The following is a 24,659-nucleotide window of genomic DNA, read 5'->3' on the forward strand; positions in this document are numbered from 1 at the left end:
CGCCCATGGCCGATACCGCAGCCACCTTCGACAGGCTCCAGCACGCCACGCCCCTCATTCTCGTCGCCGAGGACGAGGCCGAGATCGCCGACATCCTCGCCGCCTACCTCCAGCGCGACGGGTTCCGCACGGTACTGGCGCCGGACGGGGTGCGTGCCCTCGAGCTTCACATGTCGCTCAAGCCCGACCTCGTCGTCCTCGACATCAAGATGCCCCGGCTGGACGGCTGGGGCGTGCTGACAGAGTTGCGGCGACGCGGCGACACGCCGGTCATCGTGCTGACCGCGCGCGACCAGGACATCGACAAGCTGCTGGGCCTGCGCATGGGGGCGGACGATTACGTCATCAAGCCCTTCAACTGCGCTGAAGCGGTGGCCCGGGTGCACGCGGTGCTGCGCCGCTCGCTGCCCCCGGGCGCAAGGGGATCGCGCCTGCGCGCCGGCGCCTTCGAGATCGACATCGAGAGCCATGAGGCGACGGCACGGGTCGGCGCCATGCTCCATCCACTCGAGCTGACCTTGACGGAGTTCCGCCTGCTCACCCACCTGGCCCGGTCCCCCAAGCGCGTGTTCAGCCGGGAGGAACTGCTGCTCACCTGCCTGCCCGAGGGCAGCGCGCTGGAGCGCACCGTCGACAGCCACCTGAGCAAGCTTCGCAAGAAGCTCGAGCGGCTCGGCATCGAAGGGGTGCCGCTGAGCGTCCGGGGCGTGGGCTACCGACTTGACAGCGAGCGATGAGAACATCGGCCGGGCTGCGGCGGCAGATCGTGCTGTGGATGGGCCTGCTGTCGGTGGCGGTGGCCGTGTTCTCGCTTCTGGGCTTCTACGCCTTTTATGTCGTTGCGCTCAAGCGCTGGCCGGGCATCATCTCCGAAGGCGTCACGCCCTCGGGCGCCGAGCTGGGCTGGATGGTCGGCACCACCCTGGCGGCCCTGGTGCTGACGGTGGTGGTGGCGGTGAAGCTGTCGCGACGTATCCTCGCGCCGCTCAACGCCGTGGCGCAGAGCCTGCGGCAGGTCGCAAAGGGCAATCTGGCGGCGCGCGCGCGCCACGACAACCGTGCCGTCGGGGAAGCCGCCCAACTGGTGCATGACTTCAATGCCATGGCGGAAAGGCTGGACCACATGGCACGTGAACGCACGCTCTGGCATGCCGCGATCGCCCATGAGCTGCGCACTCCCGTCACGGTGCTCAGCGGCCGGCTGCAGGGCTTGAGCGACGGTGTCTTCGAGGCCGGCGAAGCGCAGTTCCGCAGCCTGCTGACGCAGGTCGAAGGGCTGGGCCGGCTGATCGAGGACCTCCGTGTGCTGGGCCTCGAGGAAAGCGGCCACCTGCGGCTGCAGCTGGAGGAGACCGACCTAGCGTCCGAAGTGGCCAGCGTGGTGCAGGCCTTCGAGCCCCGCCTGCGGGCCGCCGGCTTCGTGCTCGCACTCGACCTTGATGAACCCGCTGTCGCCGTGTGCGACCCCGTTCGCATCCGGCAAGCTCTGCTGGCACTGCTTGAGAATGCCCTGCACCACGCGGTGCCCGGGCTCCTGCGCATCTGTGCCGGGGTTGACGGCGGCGTGTGCCGGCTGCGGGTGGAAGATGCCGGCCCGGGCATCGATCCGGCACTCTCGTCCCGGGTGTTCGACGCTTTTCAGCGAGGCGAGCCGACCAAACCGTCAGGTCGCGGCGGGAGCGGCCTGGGCCTCGCCGTCGTGCGTGCCATTGCCCAGGCACACGCGGGGCAGGCAAGCTGCCGTCCTTCCAGCACCGGCGGAACGGTCTTCGAGGTGGCCTGGCAGGGCTAGGGCCAGGCAGACGGAAACCGCACCGGGAGGCGTGTTCCGGCCTCGAAGCCGGCTCCATCGGATCTCCACACCGTCTGCACACCAGCACCATCTTTCCTTCGCACACTGCGTCGCACTGCCGGCCGATGCAAGCCGCCCGCCTGGGGCCGACGCACCCGGCAACGGCCCTGTGCCACGTGTCAGGACCGTTCCGGCAGCTCCTCCACAGCACTGCAGGAAACGACATGACTGAGACTGCACGCCGACTCGGCAACGTGACCCCAAGCCACGCATCGTGGGCACGCCCGCTGCGCATGGCCCTGTTACTGGGCGCCCTCGGCGGCGCCCTTTCCGCCTGCGGCGGAGGGGAGGAGGAGCTCTACGGCTTCCCGCATGACCATGAGCCGATAGCTACCGTGCGCCAGCTGTACGACGGGGCGTTGACACCCGAGCTGGCCGTATCGACCTACCGAAACACCCACCGCCTTTTCGCCACCCGCCGCATCGAGCCCGCCCGCAAGCCCGTCCCCCTGCCTCCGTCGCCCAAGCCGTTGAAGGACGTCACCTTCGCCTGGCAAGGGCAGACCTATCACCTCGGCGACTACCTCACGCAGAACCGGGTCGCCGGGCTGCTGATCCTCAAGGACGGCAAGGTCGCCCACGAAACCTATCGATTCGGCAACACCCGGCGTACGCGGTGGATGTCGATGTCGATGGCCAAGTCGGTCACGTCCACGCTGATCGGCGCGGCGGTGCGCGACGGCTACATCAGCAGCCTCGACGACCCGGTGACCAAGTACGTGCCCCGCCTGGCCGGCAGCGGCTACGAAACCGCGACGGTCCGTGACGTGATCAGCATGACCTCCGGTGTCCAGTGGAGCGAGCTCTACACCGACCCGACCTCGGACCGCCGCCGGCTGCTCGAGGCCCAGATCGCGCAGACGCCGGGCGCGATGCTCGAGGTCCTGCGGTCCGTGCCGCGGGTCGCGCCGCACGGTTCGGTCTTCAACTACAGCACCGGAGAAACGCAGGTCGCCGGCGAGGTGCTGATCGGCGCCGTGCAGAGACCTGCAGCGACCTACCTGTCGGAGAAGATCTGGAGGAAATTCGGCATGGAGCACCGGGCCCGCTGGTGGCTCGATGCGCCGCACGGCCACGAGATCGGGGGGAGCGGCATCAGTGCCACGCTGCGCGACTATGCGCGCTTCGGCCTGTTCATCATGAACGACGGCGTGGCCGGTGGTGAGCCGGTGCTCCCGAGCGGCTGGGTCACCGAGGCCGGCTCCCCGCTGCGGTTGAGCACCGGCGAGACGCTGGACTTTTACGGCTACGCCTGGTGGATCGACACCCAGACGGCGCCGGGGGCCCAGTTTTTCGCCGGGGGCATCTTCGGTCAGTACATCTACATCGACCGGCCCGAGAAGGTGGTGATCGCGGTCAACAGCGCCTGGCTCCAGCCCACCGGCCAGGACCAGCTCGACTTCGCCTTCTTCAAAGCCGTGGTGGACGCGTTGCGACAATAGCGCGTGCGAACTCGGTGCCAGGGTGTCACCGACGATCCGGCTGGGCAGGTCGCTCGCAAAGTGGTGGTTTTGCCGCAGATGCGGGCTCAGAAAAAGGTGAAGTTGAACCTATCGCTGCGCGGAACCTGGCGCTTAGCCGGGACCCTCGTGGCCCGTGTAAAGCCGGGTTCCATTCAATAACAATAGCGTCTGGTCGCGTTTACCTACTGTCGCACTTTCCCGCTTCCGCCTTTGCCAACATGGCGATGCGATTGCGCACCAGGGTGACAGGTATGTGCACACCGGTGAGCGAAGCGGTGGCTGTATCACAGTCGATCCAGCGGGTGGGGCCCAACTCGACAAGGAGCGGCAGCAAACCCAAAAGAACGCTAACTGCCTGGCCGACTATCTCAAATCCCAGGTGAAGCAGGGCGACTGCCGTCCGCTGCGGCTATACGGCGTGAAGAACTGACTCCCGAGTCCCGGTTGCCCCGTCCCAGGGACCGCTGCTTGCAAATGATGTGAGCCGGCGCCGCTGGCGATGCCGTCCGTTCAAGAGGACATGCCGGAACGCATACGGAGTCTCGGCGACGCTCAGGCGACACACAGGCTAGAGAGGACGGCCCGCCCGGCAGGAAGTCACGAGCGGGTTGTGCAAGAGCCTTGGCCCGGATCTTCCGTGGAGGCGCCAAGCCCCACCTCCGCCAACAGGGCCAGGTAGTAGCGCAGCGAGGGTGTCCTGCGCCCCGGCAGCTTGGCCGCGTCGTCCCAACGCCGCAGCTGCAAGGCGTCCTCGGCGAAGGGCAGCTGCCGGAAGGCCGCGCAGTCGGCCGCGGACATCGGCCCGCCCTGCAGTGTGAGGGAGTGGACCGATGCCGGCGACAGCGTCGCCGCATAGGCCGCATCCATGGCGACCAGGCAGCGCTTGGCGGCCACGTGCAGACGGATCGGCTCGACGACGGCAGGTGGGAAGGCGGTCGCCAGGAAGGGCACCGCGCGCTGTTCGTGGCCGTCGTCCACCGCATCCGGCAAGGCTGCGGCGAAGTGGCCGATGTCGTGCAGCAGTGCGGCAGCCACCAGCGCGGCCGGGGCCCGGGCGCACTCGGCGAGCTGCGCACATTGCAGGGCATGCTGCAGCGCGGTCACCGCTTCGTGGCGGGCGCCGTCGTAGAACACGTCGCCGTGCTCCGCGAACAGCGCCTCGATGCGGTCGAGCGCGTGCATCACACCAGCCGCTTGCGCAGCTGCGCCGACAACAGATCGATCACCGAGACCGTCACGATCAGCATCAGCAGCACCGCGGCCGTCTGGGCGTACTGGAAGCCGCGGATGACCTCCCACAACACCATGCCGATGCCACCCGCGCCCACCATGCCGACCACCGAGGCCGAGCGCACGTTGGCCTCGAAGCGGTACAGCGCGAACGAGATCCACAGCGGCATCACCTGTGGCAGCACGCCGTAGACGATCTCCTCCAGCGGGTGCGCGCCGGTCGCCCGGATGCCCTCCACCGGCTGCGGGTCGATGGCCTCCACCGCTTCCGAGAACAGCTTGGCGAGGGTGCCGGTGGTGTGCACCCACAGGGCCAGCACGCCGGCGAACGGACCGAGCCCCACCGCGACGACGAAGAGCAGCGCGAACACCATCTCGTTGATCGAACGGAAGGCGTCGAGCAGGCGCCGCACCGGCTGGTGGATCCACCACGGCGTCAGGTTGCCGGCCGCCAGCAGCGAGAGCGGCACCGAGCAGACGATCGCGAGCGCGGTGCCCCAGACGGCGATCTGCAAGGTGACCACCAGTTCGGCGAGGCAGTGGCGCCAGTCGCTGAAGTCGGGCGGCAGGAAGCCCTTCAGGTACTCGCCCATGTTGCCGGCATCGCTGAACAGGTCGAGCGGGCGCATGTCGGCGCCCTGCCAGGATCCAGCCAGCAGCGACAGCAGCAGGCCCCACAGGAGCAGCTGCCCCCATGAGGCGCGCGGCGGCTGCGCCGCCGCTTCGACAGCCAGGGTGGTCATCGGGTCTCCTCCGGGCGGCGCCCTGCGTTTTTCTTTCTCACTTCGCCTTGGCCAGCTCGGCCAGGCGGGTGTCGATGTCCTTCAGCTTGCGGGCCTTGTCCTCGGCGCCCAGCGCTGCGTCGGCCTCGACCTTGCCGCGCTCGCGGGCCAGCTCCAGCTGGCGGATCGGCAGCAGCTGCAGGTTGTCGGACGCCACGAAGCCCGACAGCGTCAGCTTCGCCAGGTTGGCCTTCTCGCGCGCGTCGCGGCCATAGGTCTGGAAAAACTCGCGCAGGCGCTTTTTCGTGGCCTCGTCGAGGTCCTTGCGCCAGACCAGAGGGTCGCTGGCGATCAGCGGCGAGCGCCACACCTCGCGCAGCTCGGCGGCCTTCTCGGGCATCTTGATCTTCATGCGCTCGACCCCGTCGCTGGCGACCGTCGCCACGTCGACCTGCTTGCCGGCGACCGCCAGGATGTTGGTCTCGTGGTTGCTGCGCACCGAGCGCTTGAAGTCGCGTGCCGGGTCGACCTTGTGGGCGCCGAAGGCGTAGTAGCCGGGCACCAGCGAACCGCTGGTGGAGTTGACGTCGCCGAAGCCGAGCGACAGGTTCTGGCGGTTGCGGATCACATCGTCCAGCGTCTTCAGCGGGCTGTCCTTGTGGACGATCATCAGGCTCCAGTAGCCCTGCGTGCCGTCGACGTTGACAACACGCGCGAACACCTCGCCGCCGGCCCGGTCCACGGCCTCCATCGCCGACTTGTTGCCCATCCAGGCGAGCTGGATCTTGTTGAAGCGCATCGCCTCGATCACGCCGGCGTAGTCGGGGGCGAAGAAGGTGTTGACCTTCAGGCCGGTGGCCTTCTGCAGGTCGTCAATCAGGGGCTGCCAGGCGGCCTTCAGGTTGTTCGACGACTCGGTCGAGATGAAACCGAAGTTGATTTCGCGGGTCTCGGCGGCGGCGGGCGAGGTCAGGCCGAACAGGGTGGCGCTCACGGCGATCAGCGCGGCGATATGGGTGCGACGGTTCATGGAGGAGGGCTCCTGGGGAAAGATGGGGAACATTGAGGGCGAGCGCCGTTCAGGCCGCCTGCATCATCGGGACCGGCGCCAGGCCCGGCGCCGGGTTTGCCGGGCGCCGCAGCACGGGTTCGGGGAACAGCTCGTCGGTCTGCCCGCCGTACAGCGCCTGCAGCCGCTCCATCGACAGCTCCGCGGTCGGACCGTCGAACACCACCTCGCCGGCGCGCAGCGCCACCGTGCGCGGGCAGTAGGCGAAGGCGTAGTCCACCTGGTGCAGCGAGACCACGACCGTCGCGCCGAACTCGCGGTTCACCGCCGCCAGCAGCTCCATCACGCGGCGGCTGGCGGTCGGGTCGAGCGATGCGATCGGTTCGTCGGCGAGCACGACCTTGGCACCCTGCACCAGCGCACGCGAGATGGCCGCACGCTGCTGCTGGCCGCCCGAGAGCGTCGATGCGCGTTGCCACGCGCAGGCCTCGATGCCGACGCGGCGCAAGGCATCGAGCGCGCGCTCGCGCTCCCCGGCCGGGAAGCTGCCCAGCAGCGTGCGCCACAGCGGCAGGCGGTGCAGGGCGCCGGCCATCACATTGGTCATCACCGGCAGGCGTTCGACCAGGTTGAACTGCTGAAAAATGGTTGCGATGTCGGCGCGCAAGGCCCGCACCCGGGGCGACAGGCGGCCGGCGGACTGGAGCTCGCGGCCCAGCACCTGCACCGAGCCTTCGTCGGCCCGGTGCAGGCCGCACAGATGGCGCAGCAGCGTGGACTTGCCGGAACCGGACGCGCCCAGCAGCGCGACCATCTCGCCGGCCGAGACACGCAGGTCGACGCCGCGCAACGCGGGCTTCGCGCCGAAGCGCTTGCGCAAGGCCTTCACCTCGATCGCCGGATCGCTCATGGGGATCTCCCGGACAGAGTGGACAACGGGGCGAATCATCTAGATGACCCGTGACTGTCGCGTGAATTCGGTGTGACAGCGGGATGACGGGAGCGGCGGCCCCCTGCTTTTGGCGCCTGCCGCCAGCGGCACACCGGCCGAACCGGTTTAGGATGCCGGCAGGCTGCGGCGGCAGTTCGGCTCGCAGGACTTCATTTCCGCCTTCGGCAAGCGGCCGCGCTCGCGAGTCGGGATCGAAGGGGAGCCCGGACGAGGACAGCAAGATGAACAACGCAACTCTGGCGGAGCTTCACGCCCGCATCGCCGCCGCCATCAACGGCGCGCAGCGCCAGCGCGAGCCGGGCAGCTGGTCGCCGGTGGAGCGTTACCTCAGCCGCAGCCGGTACGAGGCCGAGCGCATCGCCTTGCGCCGCTGCCCCCTGGCGGTCGGCGCGGCCGCCCGCCTGAAGTCGCCCGGCGACTGGTGGGCCACCACGGTCCACGGCGTGCCGGTGCTGTTGTGCCGTGGCGAGGAGGGCGAGCTGCGCGCCTTCATCAATGCCTGCCGGCACCGGGGCGCCGCGCTGGCGGCGGAGGGCGCCTGCGGCACCGGGCGCGAACGGTTTGTCTGTCCGTATCACAGCTGGACCTACGGCGCCGACGGCCGCTGCCTCGGGCGTCCCCACGAGAGCGATTTCGCCCATGCGCCGCGCGAGCAGTCGGCGCTGGTGCCGCTGCCCTGCGTGGAACGCTTCGGGCTGGTCTGGGTGGTCGCCAGTGTGCAGAGCGGCTTCGACTGGGACGGCTACTTCGGCCCCCTGGGGCGGGAGGTGGAGGCGCTCGGCTTCACGGCGGAGGCCACGGTCGCTCACGAACGTGGCCTGGAGCAGGCGTCGAACTGGAAGCTGCTGTTCGACGCGAACCTGGAGACCTACCACTTCGCCTATGCCCACCGCGGCACCATCGCCGCCCTGTTCCACGACAACGTGGTGGTGCACGACCGCTTCGGCGACCACCAGCGCCTGGTGCTGCCCAAGCGGGCCTTCAGCGCGCTGGCCGGGCCACCGGCGACGCTGGAAGCTTATGCCAAGGCCATCAACACGATCTACTTCTTTTTCCCGGCCACGCTGCTGCTGTGGGAGGGCGACCACCTGAACGGCTTCGCGGTGACACCCACCGGCGTGGACGCCTGTCGGGTCGACGGCTGGCTGGTGGTGCCGCAGCAGCACCGCAGCTCGCGCTCGCCGGCGTACTGGCAGCGCAACCTGGACGAGTTCTGGACCGTGCTCGGCGAGGACTACGCGCTGGCGGCCAGCATGCAGGCCGGGCTTGCCAGCGGGGCCAACCAGGCCTTGTGTTTCGGCGCCAACGAGTTCGCCTGCGCGGCCTTTCACGCTTCGGTCGAGCGCATGCTCACCCTGGAGTGCCAAGCGGCGCTCCAGGGCGAGGCCGGCCTTCCTCAAGCGACCAGGGCCTGATCGACGAACACCCTCAGCTTGTCGACAGGCAGGCGCACCGTGGTTCGCTGCGGCGGCAGCGGCCGGTCGCGATCGAGCTTGAGCCTGGCGTGCGCCGTGCCGATGCGGAGCTCCAGGACCCGCACGCTGCCGTGGTCCTGCACGCCCAGCAGCTCGGCGGGCACCGCTTCCGGATCCCCGGGCTCGGCCAGGGTGAGGTGCTCGGGGCGGATGCCGATCTGGAAGGCGGCCGAGGGCGCGCGCGCGAGCCACCCCGCCGGCACCGGAACGGCGACGCCGCCGATGCGCAACTCCTCCTGCCCCAGCGCGGCGTCGAACAGGTTCATCGCGGGCGATCCGATGAAATAACCGACGTAGGTCGTGCTCGGCCGCTCGAACAGGTCCTCCGGCGTGCCGCGCTGCACGACCCGCCCGGCGGACATGACGACCACCTCGTGCGCGAAGGTCATGGCCTCGTTCTGGTCGTGCGTCACGTACACCACCGTCAGGCCCAGCCGGGTGCTGATCTCCTTGAGCTTGCGCCGCAGCTGGAATTTCAGCTGCGGGTCGATGACGGTCAGCGGCTCGTCCATCAGCAGCGCCGCGACATCGTCGCGCACCAGCCCGCGGCCGAGCGAGATCAGCTGCTTGGCGTCGGCGGTCAGACCGCGTGCGGGCCGGCCGAGGCGGTCCTGCAGGCCGAGCAGCGCGGCAATCTCCTCGACCCGCCCGGTGACGCGGGCCGAGGGCCAGCCGCGGCAGCGCAGCGGAAAGGCCAGGTTCTCGAACACGCTCTTGAAGGGGTAGATCACCGGAAACTGGAAGACCTGGGCGATGTTGCGGCCGGCCGTCGGCTCCGCCGTGACGTCGCGGCCGTCGATCAGGACGCGTCCCTCCGACGGCCGCAGCAGGCCGGAGATGATGTTGAGCATGGTGGTCTTGCCGCAGCCGGACGGGCCGAGCAGGGCGTAGCTGCGGCCGTCGCGCAGTTCCATCTCGAAGGGTTCGAGCGCGTAGGGGGCACTGCCGTAGCGGTGACCGATGCGCTCCAAGGTGATGCGTGCCATGGTGTGGTTGACTCCTCAGGGGGCGGCGACGAGCTGTCCGGCCGGCGCGAACGCGAACAGCCGCTGCAGCGACAGGCCGATCGGGATCCGGGCGCCGAGCTCGACGTCGTGGATTCCTTCGAGCTGCAGGGCGACGCTGCCGAAGGCCGTGTCGACGTGCAGGAAGGTCTCGGAGCCCGAGACCTCGGAGAATCCGAGCGAGCCGCTGATGCCGCTGCTCGGATCGATGTGCAGGTCCTTGGCGCGGATGCCGAAGCGGTACTCGCCCGGGGGCAGCTGGGCCAGGTGCACGGGCAGCGTCATCCGGGGGCCGCCGTTCAGCACGAGGGCACCCTCGGCGACCTGGCCGGGCAGGAAGTTCATCGGCGGATCGTTGACGATCTCGGCCACGGTGGTGGAGGCCGGCCGGTCGAACACCTCGGCCGGCGCGCCGGCCTGCAGGATGCGCCCCTCGTGCATCACCACCACGGCGTCGCCGAGCATCATTGCCTCGGCCGGCTCGGTGGTGGTGTAGACGACGATGGTGTCCGAGGCGCCGGCCAGCAAGGCGCGGAACTCGCTGCGCAACTGCTCGCGCAGCTTGTAGTCGAGATTGACCAGCGGCTCGTCCAGCAGCAGCAGGCGCGCACCGCGGGCCAGCGCGCGGGCGAGCGCCACCCGCTGTTGCTGCCCGCCCGAGAGCTGCCCCGGGCGCCGCTGCTCGAAGCCGGTCAGGCCGACCTTCTCCAGCATCTGGGCGACACGCTGTCGCAGCGCCGCATCGGCCATGCGGCGGCGCCGCAGGGGGAAGGCGACGTTCTCGAACACGCTGAGGTGCGGGTAGTTGATGAACTGCTGGTAGACCATGGCCACGTCGCGCTGCCAGACCGGGGTGTCGGCGAGCGACCGGCCGTCGAGGCGGATGGCGCCGCGGTCGGGCGCCTGCAGCCCGGCGAGGGTGCGCAGCAGGGTGGTCTTGCCGGCCAGCGTGCGGCCGATCACGGTGGTCAGCTGGCCGGGGCGGAACTGCATCGCGAGGTCGTCGAGATGCGCCACACCGTCGCGCTCCAGGTGCAGCTGGTCGATGCTCAAAGTCATGCCCGTGCTCCTTCAACGCACCGCGCCGGCCAGCGTGCCGCGCGACAGGAAACCTTCGACCCAGAAGGCAATGGCCACCAGCGGCGCGACCGAGACCAGGGCCGAGGCCGAGAGGCTCCACCACGGCGTGACCGAGGAGTTGAGCGCCACCACCGCGACGGGCAGCAGCTGCGTGTCGGTGAAGGTGAGGGTGAAGGCGAAAAAGAAGTCGTTCCAGCCGAAGATGATGCAGAACAGGGTCGCCACGATGATGCCGGGCAGGCTGTTGGGCAGCACCACGCGGAAGAAGGCACCTAAGGGGGTGCAGCCGTCGAGCATCGCCATCTCGTCGATGGCACGCGGCACGTTGTTGAAGAAGTCGATCATCACCCACACCGCGATCGGCAGCAGCAGCGCGATGTAGACGAGGATCAGGCCCAGTTTCGTATCGAGCAGCTGCAGGAACTGCAGCATCAGGAAAAAGGGGATCGCGAGCACGATGGGCGGCATGATGCGCTGGGAGATGAAAAAGAACACCAGATCGCCGTTCCTGACGAAACCGGCCCGGTAGCTGAAGCGGGACAGGCCGTAGGCCGCCAGCGTTCCCAGCACGATGCTGATCGCGCTGGCGCTCAAGGTGACGATGGCGCTGTCGAGGTAGGGGCCGACGATGTCGATGCCGCCGGTGGCGCCGAACAGGTGGCGCCATCCGTCCAGCGAGGGCTGGTACTGCAGCCAGGGGAGGTAGGTGGGCCCCCCGGTGACGCCGGCCGAGGTCTTGAAGCTGGTGGTCGCCGCCCACAGGAAGGGGGCGACGACAAACGCGGACCACAGCACGATGGCGGCGTACTTGAGCAGGGTGTAGAGCTTGGGTTTCATGCGCCTTCTCCGTGTGCAAAGCGCGCCAGCAGCTTGGCGATCAGCGTGAGCGCCAGCGTCATCACGACCAGATAGGTGATCGACAAGGCCGAGCCGTAGCCGATCTCGAAGTCGCGCAGGCCGCGGATGTAGATGTAGTAGCCCGAGGTCTCGGTCGCGGTGCCGGGTCCGCCCGAGGTCAGCACATAGATGGTGTCCATGATCTTGGAAGCTTCGATGAGGCGGATGACGATGGCGCCCACCGACACCGGCATCAGCGAGGGCCAGGTGACGTTGAAGAAGGTGCGGACCGGGCCGGCACCGTCGATGGCCGCGGCCAGGAAAGGTTCGCGCGGCAGGCTGAGCAGGCCGGCCAGCAGCAGCAGGAACATGAAGGGTGTCCACTGCCAGATCTCGACGATCATCACGCTGGCGAGTGCCGGCCCATGAGCGCTGAGCCATGGGACCGGCTCGATGCCGACGGCCGCGAGCAGGTGGTTGGCCGGGCCCAGCGACTCGTGCAGCAGCGTGCGCCAGACCACCGACATCACCACCGGGGTGGTCATCATCGGGATCAGGAACAGCACGCGGAAAAAGCGCTTCAAACGCACCTCGCGCCAGACCAGCAAGGCCAGCCCGAGGCCGAGCAGGTATTCGATCGTCACCGTGGCGACGGCGATCAGCGCGAGCCGCGCAAACGCTTCCCAGAAGCGCTGGTCCTGCAGCACCGCGGCGTAGTTGGACAGGCCGGTGCCGTTCAGGCCGGGCGTCACCGCGTCCCAGCTGGTGAAGCTCGCCACGATGGTGAAGAGCAGCGGGAACAGGATGATCGCGACGAGGATGAGCAGGCCGGGCAGCAGAAAGGCGAGCTTGTAGCTCCGGAACCAAAAACCGTTCATGGAAGGTGTCCAGCAAGGGGAGGGGGCACCGGCGCCAGGCGCCGGTGCGCTCGGGAGCCGGGGCTCAGCGGCCGCGGTCCTCCAGGGCCACGACCTTGGCGTAGGCGTCGCGGACCTTGTCGACGCCGATCTTGCGCACGATCTCCTGCCACTTCTTCGCCACGCCGTCGAGCGCCTCCTGCGGCGACTTCTGGCCCGCCATCGCCTCGGCCACGCCGTTGGCCAGGGTGGACATGAACTGGTTCACGCCGGGCACGCGCAGGTCGAACACGCGGTTGTTGCTGCGGTCCATGCGCGACAGGGTGTCAACGTAGGACTGCGCCACCTTGGCCTCCCAGCCCAGCTTGTCCTGCCAGTAGGCCGGATCGAACTGACCGCCCCGGTAGGGGTTGACGCCGAAGCGGCCGATCTGCAGGTCGAGGTAGGCGTTGGCCTCGTTGGAGAAGAAGCACAGGAAGTCGAAGGCCATGTCCTGGTTCTTCGAGGCCTTGTTCACGCCCGAGGTCCAGCCCCAGGTGATGTAGGGCGGCGCGTTGGGCACGTCGAAGCGGTCCCAGGTCTTGGTGACGCGGTTCCACACCTCGCGCGAGCCCGGCAGCGGCGCGGCCAGCACCTTGTTGCGGATCGGGTTGCCCGGCTCCATGGCCTGGATGAAGGCGTCGTCCCAGCTGTAGCTCATCAGCGCCTGGCCGCCGCCGAAGGAGAAGATCTCGTCGCCGAGGCCGAAGCTGTTGCCGCCGGGCGGGAAGGCCTTCTGCGCATCGATGAACATCTGCAGCGCCTTGACCCAGCCGGGGTTGTTGACCTGCGGCTCCATGGTCTTCAGGTCGAAGAAGAAGCCGCCCTTGACCTTGGGGTTCTTGGCATAGGCGGCGGTGCGGCTGAGGAAGGCCGAGAACATCAGGTCGTCGCGCTTGGTCACCTCGGCGCTGCCGTAGTGTTTCTTGCCGTCGCCGGCCCAGTCCCAGCCCGAGAAGTACTTCGCCACCTGGTTGTAGTCCTCCCAGGTCGCCGGCACCTCCAGCTTGCGGCCGGTGTCCTTGAGGAAGCGTGCCTGCATGGCCGGGTTGTCGAAGACATCGGCGCGCAGCTTCATGTAGTGGCGGTCCCCGTCCACCGGGTACTGCAGCATCTGCTCGCCCCAGGTGGCGACGTCGCGGTAGTTGGGCGTGACGTCCTTCATGCCGCCGGCCTGCAGGTAGGTCGCCGGCACCGGCGCGAGGAAGCTGTGCAGGTCGCCGATCCACAGCGAGGGGTAGAACATCGCGTCGTAGGCCGCCTGGCGCGTCTGCAGCGGGATCATGATGCGCTGGTACAGGTCGCCGAAGGGCACGTGCACGACGTCGACCTTGGCGCCGGTCAGGTCCTGGAACTGCTTGGCGTGCAGGTCGGTCGGCTCGCCCATCACCGGCACGGCGTGCGTGATCACGCGCAAGGTGCGGCCGCGGTAGTTCTTCTTGGCGATGGCCGCATGGGAGCAGACGCCGGGCACGTCCGGCGCGCTGCCGTACTTGGCATAGTCGCCGTACTTCGAATAGTCGACCGCGGGCGCAGCGGCGGTCTGGGCGGCGGCCGGCGTCAGCGCAACCGCAGCGGCCAGGGCCAGGCATTGAAGATGCGTTTTCATGGTTTGTCTCCTCTTGGGTATGGGTGTTGTTGTGCAGCAGACCGTCAGGGAATGAGGACGGCGCGGCCGTGGATCTTTCCGTGGTGCAGATCCTTCAGGGCCTGGTTGGCGTCGGCGAGCTTGTAGTGCACCGTCGCCAGGTCGACCAGGCCGCGGTCGGCCAGCGCCATCAGCTCGATCAGCTCGGCCCAGGTGCCGACGAGGTTGCCGATGATGTTCTTCTCGGTGAACACCATGTCGACGCTGGGCACCCGGATGTCCTCGCCGTAGCCGACCACGTAGTAGCTGCCCATGGGCCGGGTCATCGCCAGGCCCTTGGAGGTGGTGCCCTTTTCGCCGACGAAGTCGATGACCGCCTCGGCGCCCTTGCCGCCAGTGAGTGCCAGCACCGCCTCGACCTCGTTGCCGTCGGCCTTGACGAGGTAGTCGGCGCCGCTTTTCTTGGCCAGTGCCAGCGACGCGTCGGACAGGTCGACCACGATGATGTCGGCCGCGCACATGGCCTTCAGGCACTGGATGCCGATATGGCCCAGGCCGCCGGCGCCGATGATCACGCAGCGCTCGCCGGGCAGGAGGTGCCGCGAGGCCTTTTTCACCGCGCGGTAGGCGGTCAGGCCGGCGTCGGCATAGGGCGCCACGTCCTTGGGCGACAGCGTCGCGGGCAGGGGAACGATGTTGCGCTGCGAGGTCGCGAGGAATTCGGCATAGCCGCCCTGGCTGTCGAGCCCCGGGAACTTGCCCTCGCCGTGCATGTCGTGGCCGCGCCGGCAGGCCAGGCAGGTGCCGCCGGTGATCTTGGGATGCACGATCACCGGGTCGCCGACCTGCAGCCCCTCGACCTCGCTGCCGACCTCCTCGATCCAGCCGGCGTTTTCATGGCCGATGATGAGGGGCAGCAGCTGGTCGCCGGTGGGGTCCAGGTGCGGCCTCCACACGCCTTCGATGATGTGCAGGTCGGTGCGGCAGACGCCGGCGCCGCCGATGCGCACGATCACGTCGGTCGATTTCTCGATGCGCGGATCCGGAACCTCCTCGTAGTCGACCCAGCGCTCGGCGGTCAGCGATTCGTCGTACTGCTTGAGAACTTGTGCCTTCATAAAGCTCCTCCGATCACACGCCCCCATCCCTTGGGGGCGACTGTGTCGGGCGCTTTTCGCAGGCTCCGTGCCAGCCGTGCGGCTCCTTTCAAATCAAGGACTTAGCCCGGATCGCAGGGGCCTTCGACGTGCAGCGCCTGGACGTCGCACCGCTTCGACTGTTCAGTTTCTGAATATTGCATTGGTGAACTTTTTGCCCGAAGCTTCGGCCCAGCCCCGATCACACACAACGAGGAGACCATGCAACATCTGTCCGGGCTGGAGCGGGCGCGCCTGGCGCTCGAAGGAGGGGGACGCCTGCCGGCGGGAGCGCTTGGCCAGACGCTCGCGGCAAGTTGGAAACGCTGCCTGGACCATGGCCTGGATCCCCTGGGCCGGGCGCAGGTGGCCGTCGTCGAGGGAGGCGACCTGAAGGGACGGCGCGAGCGTGACGCCCTGCTGCGCCGGCTGGCGATTGCCGAGATGCAGGTGCTCTACGAGCAGATCTCGGGCTCGAACTTCATGATCGCCTTCGCCGACCGGGACGGTGTCATCCTCGACACGATCAGCGACCCCGGCTTCGCGCAGAGCCGCGACGGCCAGGCCATCGTTCCCGGCAGCTGGTGGCGCGAGCAGGAGCGAGGCACCAATGCGCTCGGCCTCGCGCTGCTGGAGCGCGCGCCGATCGCCGTCTACGGACGCGAGCATTTTTTCGCGGCGCACGGCCACTTGAGCTGCATGGCGGCGCCGGTCTTCAATGCCGGCGGCGAGGTGATCGGCCTGCTCGACGCATCCTGCAGCAACGAAGCCCGCCAGCAGCACACCCATGCGCTGGTGAGGATGGCCGCCGCGCAGATCGAGAACGGCCTGATCTATCGTGAGCGCTCCGACGTCGTGATCCTCGCCTTCCACCCCCGCATGGAGTATCTGGACACCTTGTCGGCCGGCCTGCTGTCGCTCGCGCCCGATGGCCGCCTGGGCGCACTGAACCGGGTCGGCCGGGCGCTGCTCGCAGGCCTGGACGCGCAGGTGGGCCGCCGCTTCGACGAGCTGTTCGACGTGAAGCTCGACCGCGCGCTGGACAGTGTGCTCGGCGGCGCGGTACTGCGGGTGCGCGACCGCGCCGGCAGCGCGGTGTTCATGGTGTGCCGCCAGATCGGGAACCGCGCTGCCGGGGGGCGCGGCAGCCCCGCGCCCGCCGCGGTGCAGGTCCCACCGCGGCCGTCGACCGCATCGGTGGGTTTCGTCTGCGAGGACCCGGTCCTGCAGAGGCGCATGACCGGCATCGCCGAAGCGGCGCGGCGCCGCATGCCGGTCCACCTGCTCGGCGAGACGGGCACCGGCAAGGAGTTGATGGCGCGCCATGTGCACGCGCTGAGCGGCCGCAGCGGCGCCTTCGTGGCCGTCAACTGCGGCGCGATTGCCGAGTCGCTGTTCATCGCCGAGCTGTTCGGGCACGAGCGCGGCGCCTACACCAATGCCCGCCAGGACGGCTCGCCGGGTCTGATCCAGGCGGCGGACCAGGGCACCCTGTTTCTCGACGAGGTCGCCGACATCCCGGCGTCGGCACAGACGACGCTGCTGCGTTTCCTGGATGCGATGGAGGTGCGCCCGGTCGGCGGCCAGAAGGTCAAGCGGGTCGACGTGCAGATCGTCTCGGCCGCCAACCGGGACCTGCGCGAGGCGGTGGCGGCGGGACGCTTCCGCGCCGATCTCTACTACCGGCTCAACGGTTACGAGGTGCTGCTGCCGCCGCTGCGCGAACGTGCCGACTTCGGGCTGCTGGTGCACCACCTTCTGGAGGCGATCCAGCCCGGCATCGCCATCACCGACGAGGCGATCGAGCGTCTGCGCCGGCGTCCCTGGCCCGGCAACATGCGTGAGCTGCGGACCACCTTGCAGCGTGCGGTGATCGCTGCCGAGGGCGGATTCCTCGACGAGGATGGGATCGTCTCCGACGGCGCACAGGCCCCCGCTGCCTGCCCCGAGTGCCGCGGCCACGCATTGGCGCGGCGCAACTGCCTGCAGATCCGCGAGACCTGCGCCTCGGTGGGAGGCAACATCGCGGAAGCGGCGCGCCTGCTCGGGATCTCGCGCACCACCGTCTACAAGCACCTGCGCGACAACTAGCAGTGTCCACTCTGGGGATCGGTTCAGGACCTGGTGGAGCGCATTCCGCAGCTCAGTCGCAGTGCCTTGCACCGCTGCTGGGTGCGACATGCAGCTCCCAGTAGGACTCCAAACGAGGCCGCTTCGAGGAAACCGTGAGCGCCGAGCACCCGCTGGCGTCGCTGGGGCGCAGATTCAGCGGCTGGGCTCCGGAGCTGCGGGCGGGCCGGCGAGGACGACCTGGGCCAGCTGGCGGGCCCGTTCGCTGCCGAGGCGTGCGCCCCAGCTTCGCGGTTGCAGACACGCCTCATCGCCCAGAGACGCCTTGATGGTGGCAATCCTGTTCTCCTCCAGGCGGGCATGGATCGGATAGGTCCAGGGGTCGTCCTTATCCCGTGCTTCCTCACACTCCGCGAGCAGCCTGACCGCATCAGCGTGGCGCCCGCAGCGCTCTGCCAGCACGCCTGCGCACCACAGCAGGTACAGCCAATCCACGGTATCCGGCTCGATGATCGCCAGCGCCTCTGCTGCAACGGCGCGTGCGCCCTCGTCATCACCGATCGAGAGCAAGGCCTCGCAATGGAGGCAGAGGGCGCGACCCAGGTGTTCCGCCTGATCGAAGGCACGGCCAGTCTCGATGACCACGCGGGACAGCGCGATGCAGGCTGCGACATTGCCGGTCATCATGGACGCGTCCGCTAGCCAAATCCGCGAGAAATTCGCCATTTCGTCCTCGCCTTCCTGCTCGCACAGCGCCAGTGCCTGACTCAGGCAGTCGCGGTAATGTGCGGCGTCGCCGCGACACAAGGCCACCCAGCCTTCGTGGACCCTTCGGACGACCAGGACGCGGGCCGGCCAGGACGGATTCTCGACCTCGCGTGCCTCACGCAGTGCCTCGGCAGCGGCGAGGTAGTCGCCGACCCGCGCCGATTCGGTGGCTGCGACGGCTAGCGAGCGGTACAGCTCGTGGGGATCTCCGATGCTGCGCCACAGTGTCACAGCGCTCCGTGCCGAGTCCAGACGGGAAACACCGGGCAAGGTCACCCAGCTGCATGTGGCAATGAACCAGTGCAGGCGCGCTTGACCGGACCGGCTGGCGTGGGTGAGCAGCCGGGCGGCTTCCTCGACACGGTGGCTTGAGCTGGAATACAGGCCGCGCAAGAAGTCGATGAGGCGCAGCAGCGACAGAACGACCGCTGCCACTTCGGCGTCATCGCGCCTGCAGGCGCGATCGAAAGCCACTTGCAGGTCATCGTAGTCGGGCAGGTAGACGGCCAGGATGCGGATCGCGCGATTTGAGCGCCTGGTGCGTTGCGCGTCATGGGCGAGTGCCGCCATGGCCAGGCCGTGGCGACGATGCATGTGATCCACTTCGCCTGCGGCCGCCAACTTTTCCCCGGCAAAGAGGCGAGTCGTCTCGAGAAGGCGGTACCGTGGTGGCTCGAGTTGGGTCAGCTTGACAAGCGACTTGTCCACCAGTCCTGACAATGCGTCGACAGCCGTCCACTCGTTCAGGGGCTGGGTGGCGGCCGCCTGCACCGCCTGAAGGCGGAAACTGCCGGCAAACACCGAGAGTCGCCGCAGCAGGGTCTGCTCGTCGCCGTCCAGCAAGGAATGGCTCCACTCGAGGGTGAACCTGAGGTTCTTCTGGCGCGACGGAGCGTCGCGGCTGGGTGCTTGCAGGAGGTCCAGCCGATTGCCCAGCTCCTGTCGCAGGCCGCGGACGCCAAATAGGGGAATGCGCGCGGCAGCCATTTCGATGGCGAGCGGCACGCCATCGAGCTGACGGCACAGTTCGGTGGCATCTGCCAGGTTGGCATTCGTCAGCTGGAAACGTCGGTCCGCAGCCGTTGCCCGGCGTTCCAGCAGGTGGAGTGCGCCATAACGACGGGCCCGCGCCAGGGGAGTACCAGGCGGCGGCAGTTCCAGCGGCATCAGCGGATAGAGCTGTTCGCCCGGCACCTTCAGCGCTTCCCGCGACGTCGCCAGGACGCGAATGCCTTCCGTGCCCTCGAGCAGAGTCCGGACGATCGCAGCCACGTCCGCCGCCAGGTGCTCGCAGTTGTCGAACACGAGCAGCAGCGAGTGGCGCATCAGAGAACGGACCAGGTGCGCCAGCGCGTCTGCCTTGCCGAGTGGGACGTTGACGGCCATCGCGATGCTGGGGACGACGGCTTGTGCCGATGACAGCGCCGCAAGATCCACCCACCACACGCCTCTTGGATGGCTGTCGAAGCGGGCCCGTGCAGCCTCTTGCGCCAGGCGCGTCTTGCCAACGCCGCCGCAGCCGACCAGCGTGACCAGGCGATGCTGCGCGAGCAGGGACCTCAACTCCGCGAGGTCATCGTCGCGACCAATCAGTGGATCGAGTACCGCGGGCAGGTTGGTGGGGCTCGCCGGCGCGTGGCTCAGGCCCGCGGGCGGCACGCTGACCGGAGGTGCCGCAGCGGCTTCGGAGCCCTCGTTGACTGCTACGGCAAGGCGGTATCCGAGCCCCGGAATGGTCGCGATCGCATGCGGACCGAGCACCTTCCGCAAGGCGGAGATCTGCACCTGAATGTTCCCTTCCTCCACCACCCGTCCCGGCCACACCCGATCGAGCAGCTCCGCTTTCGCCACCAACCGGTTCCGGTGGACGACCAGCATGAGGAGGACGTCGAAGGCGCGTGGACCCAGAAGGACAGGGCTACTGTCACGCAGCAGCAGGCGCTCGACGGGGCGCAGTTCGAAACGATCGAAACGGTATCGATCGGACATCGCGGAATCTCCAGAGAAGCGGTCAGGAGATCTTCGAACGTTTCAGCAATTTTAAGGACGGGTGCTCGGTGGCGGGTGAACACTCGACCCGTATCGCGTTTGACGAAGCCATGTCCGGAGATCGGCGCTTTATGCGAACAGCGCCATGACCCCGGTGTTTCGTCACGCAGGGTATCGCCGGACGGCCCGGCAGCTCGCAGTCTCCATGCTCGCACCGGGGTCCGCTTGCTGCCGCCACGTGCCACAGCCGACCTTGCGACCCGGTCTCGTCAATGTGCACAGCATGACCAGGGAGTGCAGCCATGCATGGTAAAGAAGACCTCAGGTCGGTTGAAACCAGGCCGGACCCCGGGCAGTGGCAGCGTGTGAAGCACTTGCTGGCCGAGGCCATGGAGCGGTCGACTTCAGGGCGCCGAGAGTTGGTTGCCCGCGTCAGCGCGGACGAAGCGAAGCTGGGCAAGGAACTGCAATCCTTGCTCGATGTCGCCGCTGTGAGCAGCAGCGTGCTCGATCGGCCTATTTCAGCCTTGGTGCGAGTATTGAGGGAAGCCCACGAATCTTCGCGCACCGGCCAACGGTTGGGACCCTATCGCATCGTTGCGCTGATCGGGCGGGGAGGCATGGCGGATGTCTATCGCGCCGAACGTACAGACGGTGTGCTCGAGCAACAGGTGGCGATCAAGCTGATGCGCGACAGCTTCTTCGATCGAGAACACCTTCTCTCGCGCTTTTGCACCGAACGCCAGATCCTGGCCAGTCTCGACCATCCTAACCTCACCAGAGTCTTCGATGACGGCGTGACAGACGATGGTCGTCCGTATCTTGTGATGGAGCTGGTCGATGGTGAGCCCATCGACGTGTATGCGGAACGCCGCAAGCTGTCGATCGATCAACGGCTGCGGATGTTTGGTACGGTCTGCCAGGTGGTGCACTATGCGCATCAGATGGGAGTGGTCCACCGCGACCTCAAACCCGGCAACATCCTGGTGAGCACCGAAGGCATCGTCAAGCTGCTCGACTTCGGTATCGCGAAGCAGATCGCCGGCGATCCGCACACCGTGACTCGTACGGCCGACCGGGTGCTGACCTTGGCCTACGCCAGCCCGGAGCAGGTCCGCGGTGAGCAGATCACGCCGGCCAGCGATGTCTACTCGCTCGGCCTTGTTCTGTACCATCTCTTGACGGGCACGTCGCCGTACTGCAGGGTGTTCCCTGCCAGCGAGTACGAGCTCGGCAAGGCCATCTGCGACAGCAAACCGCAGCCTCCGAGCCGAGCTGCGACAACGTCTGCTGACGATCGCAGGCGGCTACAAGGCGACCTCGACGCCGTCGTGCTGAAGGCTCTGCGCAAGGATCCGGGCCAGCGCTATGCGTCCGCCGAGCACTTTGCCGAGGACTTGTTCCGGCATCTGGAGCGGCTGCCGGTATGGGCTCGACAGGGAGCCTGGCGCTACAGGACGGGGCGGTTACGACTGTGCCAAAGGGCGGTGACGGGTGCGGCGTCCATCGCCCGGCTCGCCTTGGCACCCCGCTTGGTTCTTGCGGTCATCAGAGGGTGTAGACGAAGCAGTGCTCGCGTTACAGCTGCGAGCGGCAGGTGCTGAGTGGCGAAGTTGAGGCTGTTTGATGCCGTGCACTTGGAACACCTTCCTGGCCAGATCGAGGCCGACTGTCGTCATCTGCAGGGTGGACGCTCCTTCCGGGCCGACAAGTGATCTCTCAAACGTGCCGAGAACATGGGGTCGCCGTTTTCGAGCAACACACGAGATGACCGGATCATCGGCCCCGCCGCCTCAGCTTCGTTTTACTTCGTGTTTGGCAGCTTGGCGGCCAACACGTCGATCTTTTCGATGCTCGGAGGATGCTGCAGCATGTCAGGCGCCTTTGCCATCAGTGCGGCCGCAACCTTGCCGCTCAGATGGGCGTCTCGTCCCGCCTCGCTGGGGAAGGTGTCGAAGATCGCGAATCGCGACTTGCTCAGCCTGACCGCGAACCAGCTGCTCGTGGCAGGTTCGTCGAGAACGACTGCTTTGCCCCCGATCAGGAACTTGGCGACTTCATCTTCCTTCCCTTTCTTGGCATCCAAGACGACCCACAAAGCCGTCTTGGCCTGGCTGTCCGCCGAATCGGCGGCTTGAGCTTGCAAGCTCACCAAGCCCGCCGCGCCGGCGACGGCAAGAGAGGTGGCAATGGCAGCGGCCATTCCTTTGAGAGAGTTCATGGATAGCTCCGTGTGCAGTCGCACGTTGTTGAGGGAGCTCGAACTCTAGATGCGGTGTCCACAAATGAAGAGTGGCGAAACCGACATCTTTGATAGCGTTTCTGCCATGCATGTCCAGTTCCTCATTGTTGCCGTCGGAGTAATACTGCAATAAAGTCTGCGACGACATTAGTGCGGGGGCACTCGATGGCCGCTTCAGACTGGGTGCAGCCATTCGCTGTCGCCGGCCTCACTGTTGGCGACGTCGGTCCCCGGACATTCGTCGGGTCACCCTCTGTACGCCCGCAGCACCTCTGTCACCGGTCACTCGACCTTTGCCGCAGAAAGATGGTCCGAGACTGTCTGCGCGGAAGATCTGGACATCGTAGTCTGGCCTGAGTTCACGCTGATGCAGTGGCCGACCCCGCCCGCATAGGCCTCTCACTTTGTGCGCGCCGTGGCGAGCATGCCGATCATCGACTGTTGCGCTTGCCGCTTTTCTGTGAGCTCGCCGAGCTTTTCCTTGGCGAATCCCAGCGCGCCGCCGCCAAGAGCAGCCGCTGCAGCGACGGCGGGAATCGCCACACCGAGGAACGGTGACAGGATCGGGAGCATGGCGGCTCCGGTCACAGCCAATCCAGCGCCGCCGCCCAGATAGGCTGCCCACTTCTTCGGTTCGTACTTTTTCTCGATGTCGTTCATCGCCTTTTGCTGTCGCTGAACGAGCGAAGCAAGGCCGTGACTGACCTCACGCACCATTTCGCTGGTGTCGATTTCGCCCGCGCCCGCGAGCTGGCTGGTGTACTTGTTGAGCTCCTCGCGGAGCCAGCGATGTTCGTTGTTGACTATCAGTTCGCGAGGGCCGTCCACGCGGATGTTCGATCGAGCGTTGGGAGGAGGTGCGATAGGCAGGCCGGACTCCGCCGTTCATCAACGCGAACACTGCTGCATTGCCTGTCGAACCGTCTCGCGGCTCAAGCTGCCGGCGCAGTTGGGCTGATGGCGTTCTGCCGCGGCCAGCAGCTGTGCCGCGCGGTAATAGGACTGGCACGCTTCACGGCGGTCATGTGCGGCGCGGGCACGAGCGATGTCGGTTGTGCCGTCCCTCTGCAGCGCCTGCGCCAGCTGGAAATTGGCGATCGCCGCGCCGGTCAGGTTGAACGTCTGCTCTTTGACGCCGGCCGCCAAGGCTTCGTATCGAGTGACGGCGGCCCGTGCGAGGCCAATGCTGCTCTCCACCTTGCCTAGCGCCAGCCGCGCTTGACTGAGCTTGGCCTGCATCAGGGCGAGCTCCGGCTGCAGCAACACGTCGTACGGCTCCCGTTGAACTTCAGACTCGATGAGGGCGATATTCGATTGAAGTTCCACACTCGACCGAGACCACTGACCGATGCGGCCCAACGCGGAGCCGAGGTAACCACGCGCGAAGATCTCCGCACGCACGGTCAAAGTGTCATTGGGGTCGTCAATCCGCAGTGCGCCGATCGTCGCAAGTGCTTGCTTGGCCGCCTTCGCCGCCAAGGTTGCACTCTCGGTGGCGCTATCCCGTTCCAGCATATGAAAGGCATACTTGTTGTAGAGATACGCAAGATGCCGCAACGCCCACGGGGCTCTGGCATGTGTGGCCAGCACCCGCTGCAATGCTTCCCGTGCCTTGCTGTAATAGCGGTTAAAGCCGATCTCATCACAAGCTCTGCTGTAGGCCGTCGCGAGGTTGCCGGAGACCACGATGATCGCCCGAGGGTCGTACATCTCCAGAACTTGGGCGTAGGGGAGCGCTTCCCGGAACAACAAGGCCGCGCCTTCCCTGTAATGCCCATCGAGGATCAGAATCTGTGCCTCCCGATCCAGCACCCTCACCATTTCTTGCTGCGCCGATCGGTGCTCGGGTGAGGACGGCGCTGTACCTGCCAGTACCGGTTTCAGCAGAGATTTGACCTTGCTGTAGGTGCGGCGCGCGCCCTCCTTGTCGTCGAGGCTCGCGCGGATCGGGTCGCCCAGGATGTCGCCAATACGCAAATAGCCGCGTGCGATCTCCACCTGCAAACCTGGGTCGTTGCGGTGCTCCGCACTGAGCCGCTCCAGATAGGTAAGCGCGGTCTGGATGAGCAGCTTGCGCGCGCCGACGCTGCCCGGCAAATTCTCGATCGCGGCGTGCACATCGAAGATGAAGACATTCGCCAGCTGACGTACGCTGCTGAGGTGTCGTTCGGCCCGTTCCCGTTCGCGGGTGGCCTCGTAGGCCTGGAAGGCTGCGAATGCCAGACCGGCCGCCATCGTCAGATTGGCTACCGTCGCAACACCCACCACCACCCGGTGTCGCAGCACAAAACGGCCAGCCCGGTAGCTCCAGGCACCGCGGCGCGCATGGACGGGCAGGCGCTCCAG

General features: G+C 67.3%; 20 protein-coding genes. 6 read left to right on the forward strand and 14 right to left on the reverse strand.

The window, feature by feature from the left end; genetic code table 11:
• Positions 1 to 5 precede the first annotated feature (5 nt).
• From OOT46_RS26385 to OOT46_RS26395, 3 genes are all read left to right on the forward strand, one after another.
• Entirely contained in the window at positions 6 to 737 is a 732-nt protein-coding gene (locus OOT46_RS26385; RefSeq protein WP_265406611.1) for a response regulator, read from the forward strand.
• The gene (locus OOT46_RS26390) at positions 734 to 1,792 is read left to right on the forward strand and encodes a sensor histidine kinase (protein WP_265406612.1); all 1,059 of its coding nucleotides are present in this window, start codon (positions 734 to 736) and stop codon (positions 1,790 to 1,792) included. The genes OOT46_RS26385 and OOT46_RS26390 overlap by 4 nt, the downstream gene beginning before the upstream one ends.
• A 224-nt stretch (positions 1,793 to 2,016) precedes the next feature.
• Entirely contained in the window at positions 2,017 to 3,294 is a 1,278-nt protein-coding gene (locus OOT46_RS26395; protein ID WP_265406613.1) for a serine hydrolase domain-containing protein, read from the forward strand.
• A gap of 618 nt (positions 3,295 to 3,912) precedes the next feature.
• On the opposite strand, the gene OOT46_RS26400 is transcribed toward OOT46_RS26395, so the two are convergent.
• Genes OOT46_RS26400 through phnC form a run of 4 tightly spaced genes read right to left on the reverse strand, consistent with a single transcriptional unit; the run spans position 3,913 to position 7,186 of the window.
• On the reverse strand, positions 3,913 to 4,497 hold the full coding sequence (locus OOT46_RS26400) for a phosphohydrolase (protein WP_416136259.1): 585 nt from the start codon (positions 4,495 to 4,497) through the stop codon (positions 3,913 to 3,915).
• Positions 4,497 to 5,288 carry a phosphonate ABC transporter, permease protein PhnE gene (phnE, locus tag OOT46_RS26405; protein ID WP_265406615.1) on the reverse strand — a complete coding sequence of 264 codons (792 nt, stop codon included), beginning with the start codon at positions 5,286 to 5,288 and terminating at the stop codon, positions 4,497 to 4,499. The genes OOT46_RS26400 and phnE overlap by 1 nt, the downstream gene beginning before the upstream one ends.
• Positions 5,289 to 5,325: 37 nt before the next feature.
• On the reverse strand, positions 5,326 to 6,297 hold the full coding sequence (gene phnD, locus OOT46_RS26410) for a phosphonate ABC transporter substrate-binding protein (RefSeq protein ID WP_265406616.1): 972 nt from the start codon (positions 6,295 to 6,297) through the stop codon (positions 5,326 to 5,328).
• 49 nt (positions 6,298 to 6,346) lie between these two features.
• Positions 6,347 to 7,186, reverse strand: coding sequence for a phosphonate ABC transporter ATP-binding protein (gene phnC, locus OOT46_RS26415; protein ID WP_265406617.1), 840 nt, complete (start codon positions 7,184 to 7,186; stop codon positions 6,347 to 6,349).
• Between the two features lie 263 nt (positions 7,187 to 7,449).
• Here phnC and OOT46_RS26420 point away from each other — a divergent pair, with 263 nt between their 5' ends.
• A complete protein-coding gene (locus tag OOT46_RS26420) occupies positions 7,450 to 8,643 on the forward strand; it encodes an aromatic ring-hydroxylating oxygenase subunit alpha (protein ID WP_265406618.1) in 1,194 nt (397 codons plus the stop codon).
• Here the strand turns inward: OOT46_RS26420 and OOT46_RS26425 are convergent.
• The 6 genes from OOT46_RS26425 to OOT46_RS26450 all read right to left on the reverse strand — a co-directional run bounded on the left by OOT46_RS26425 (position 8,625) and on the right by OOT46_RS26450 (position 15,226).
• Positions 8,625 to 9,689, reverse strand: coding sequence for an ABC transporter ATP-binding protein (locus OOT46_RS26425; RefSeq protein ID WP_265406619.1), 1,065 nt, complete (start codon positions 9,687 to 9,689; stop codon positions 8,625 to 8,627). The genes OOT46_RS26420 and OOT46_RS26425 overlap by 19 nt on opposite strands.
• 15 nt (positions 9,690 to 9,704) lie before the next feature.
• On the reverse strand, positions 9,705 to 10,766 hold the full coding sequence (locus tag OOT46_RS26430) for an ABC transporter ATP-binding protein (RefSeq protein ID WP_265406620.1): 1,062 nt from the start codon (positions 10,764 to 10,766) through the stop codon (positions 9,705 to 9,707).
• Positions 10,767 to 10,778: 12 nt separating this feature from the next.
• Positions 10,779 to 11,624 (reverse strand): carbohydrate ABC transporter permease, encoded by an 846-nt coding sequence (locus OOT46_RS26435; RefSeq protein WP_265406621.1) that lies wholly within the window; start codon positions 11,622 to 11,624, stop codon positions 10,779 to 10,781.
• Positions 11,621 to 12,502: a carbohydrate ABC transporter permease gene (locus OOT46_RS26440; RefSeq protein ID WP_265406622.1), complete on the reverse strand. Its 882-nt coding sequence runs from the start codon at positions 12,500 to 12,502 to the stop codon at positions 11,621 to 11,623. The genes OOT46_RS26435 and OOT46_RS26440 overlap by 4 nt, the downstream gene beginning before the upstream one ends.
• A 64-nt stretch (positions 12,503 to 12,566) precedes the next feature.
• Entirely contained in the window at positions 12,567 to 14,129 is a 1,563-nt protein-coding gene (locus OOT46_RS26445; protein WP_265406623.1) for an ABC transporter substrate-binding protein, read from the reverse strand.
• 44 nt (positions 14,130 to 14,173) lie between these two features.
• Positions 14,174 to 15,226 (reverse strand): NAD(P)-dependent alcohol dehydrogenase, encoded by a 1,053-nt coding sequence (locus OOT46_RS26450; RefSeq protein ID WP_265406624.1) that lies wholly within the window; start codon positions 15,224 to 15,226, stop codon positions 14,174 to 14,176.
• Between the two features lie 240 nt (positions 15,227 to 15,466).
• On the opposite strand from OOT46_RS26450, the gene OOT46_RS26455 reads away from it, so the two are divergent.
• Positions 15,467 to 17,335 (forward strand): sigma-54-dependent Fis family transcriptional regulator, encoded by a 1,869-nt coding sequence (locus tag OOT46_RS26455; RefSeq protein WP_265406625.1) that lies wholly within the window; start codon positions 15,467 to 15,469, stop codon positions 17,333 to 17,335.
• Between the two features lie 174 nt (positions 17,336 to 17,509).
• Here OOT46_RS26455 and OOT46_RS26460 read toward each other — a convergent pair whose 3' ends face one another.
• A complete protein-coding gene (locus OOT46_RS26460; protein ID WP_265406626.1) occupies positions 17,510 to 20,071 on the reverse strand; it encodes an ATP-binding protein in 2,562 nt (853 codons plus the stop codon).
• Positions 20,072 to 20,373: 302 nt separating this feature from the next.
• Between OOT46_RS26460 and OOT46_RS26465 the strand changes: the two genes are divergently transcribed.
• A complete protein-coding gene (locus OOT46_RS26465) occupies positions 20,374 to 21,675 on the forward strand; it encodes a serine/threonine-protein kinase (RefSeq protein WP_265406627.1) in 1,302 nt (433 codons plus the stop codon).
• Positions 21,676 to 21,875: 200 nt separating this feature from the next.
• Here OOT46_RS26465 and OOT46_RS26470 read toward each other — a convergent pair whose 3' ends face one another.
• The 3 genes from OOT46_RS26470 to OOT46_RS26480 form a co-directional block, all read right to left on the reverse strand.
• Positions 21,876 to 22,217: a putative quinol monooxygenase gene (locus tag OOT46_RS26470; protein ID WP_265406632.1), complete on the reverse strand. Its 342-nt coding sequence runs from the start codon at positions 22,215 to 22,217 to the stop codon at positions 21,876 to 21,878.
• A 495-nt stretch (positions 22,218 to 22,712) separates the two neighbouring features.
• Positions 22,713 to 23,141, reverse strand: coding sequence for a hypothetical protein (locus OOT46_RS26475; RefSeq protein WP_265406628.1), 429 nt, complete (start codon positions 23,139 to 23,141; stop codon positions 22,713 to 22,715).
• Between the two features lie 60 nt (positions 23,142 to 23,201).
• Positions 23,202 to 24,659: hypothetical protein (locus tag OOT46_RS26480; protein WP_265406629.1), on the reverse strand; the 1,458-nt coding region annotated here is incomplete at its 5' end.

The sequence above is a fragment of the Aquabacterium sp. A7-Y genome, from assembly GCF_026153205.1.
Classification (GTDB): domain Bacteria; phylum Pseudomonadota; class Gammaproteobacteria; order Burkholderiales; family Burkholderiaceae_C; genus Caldimonas.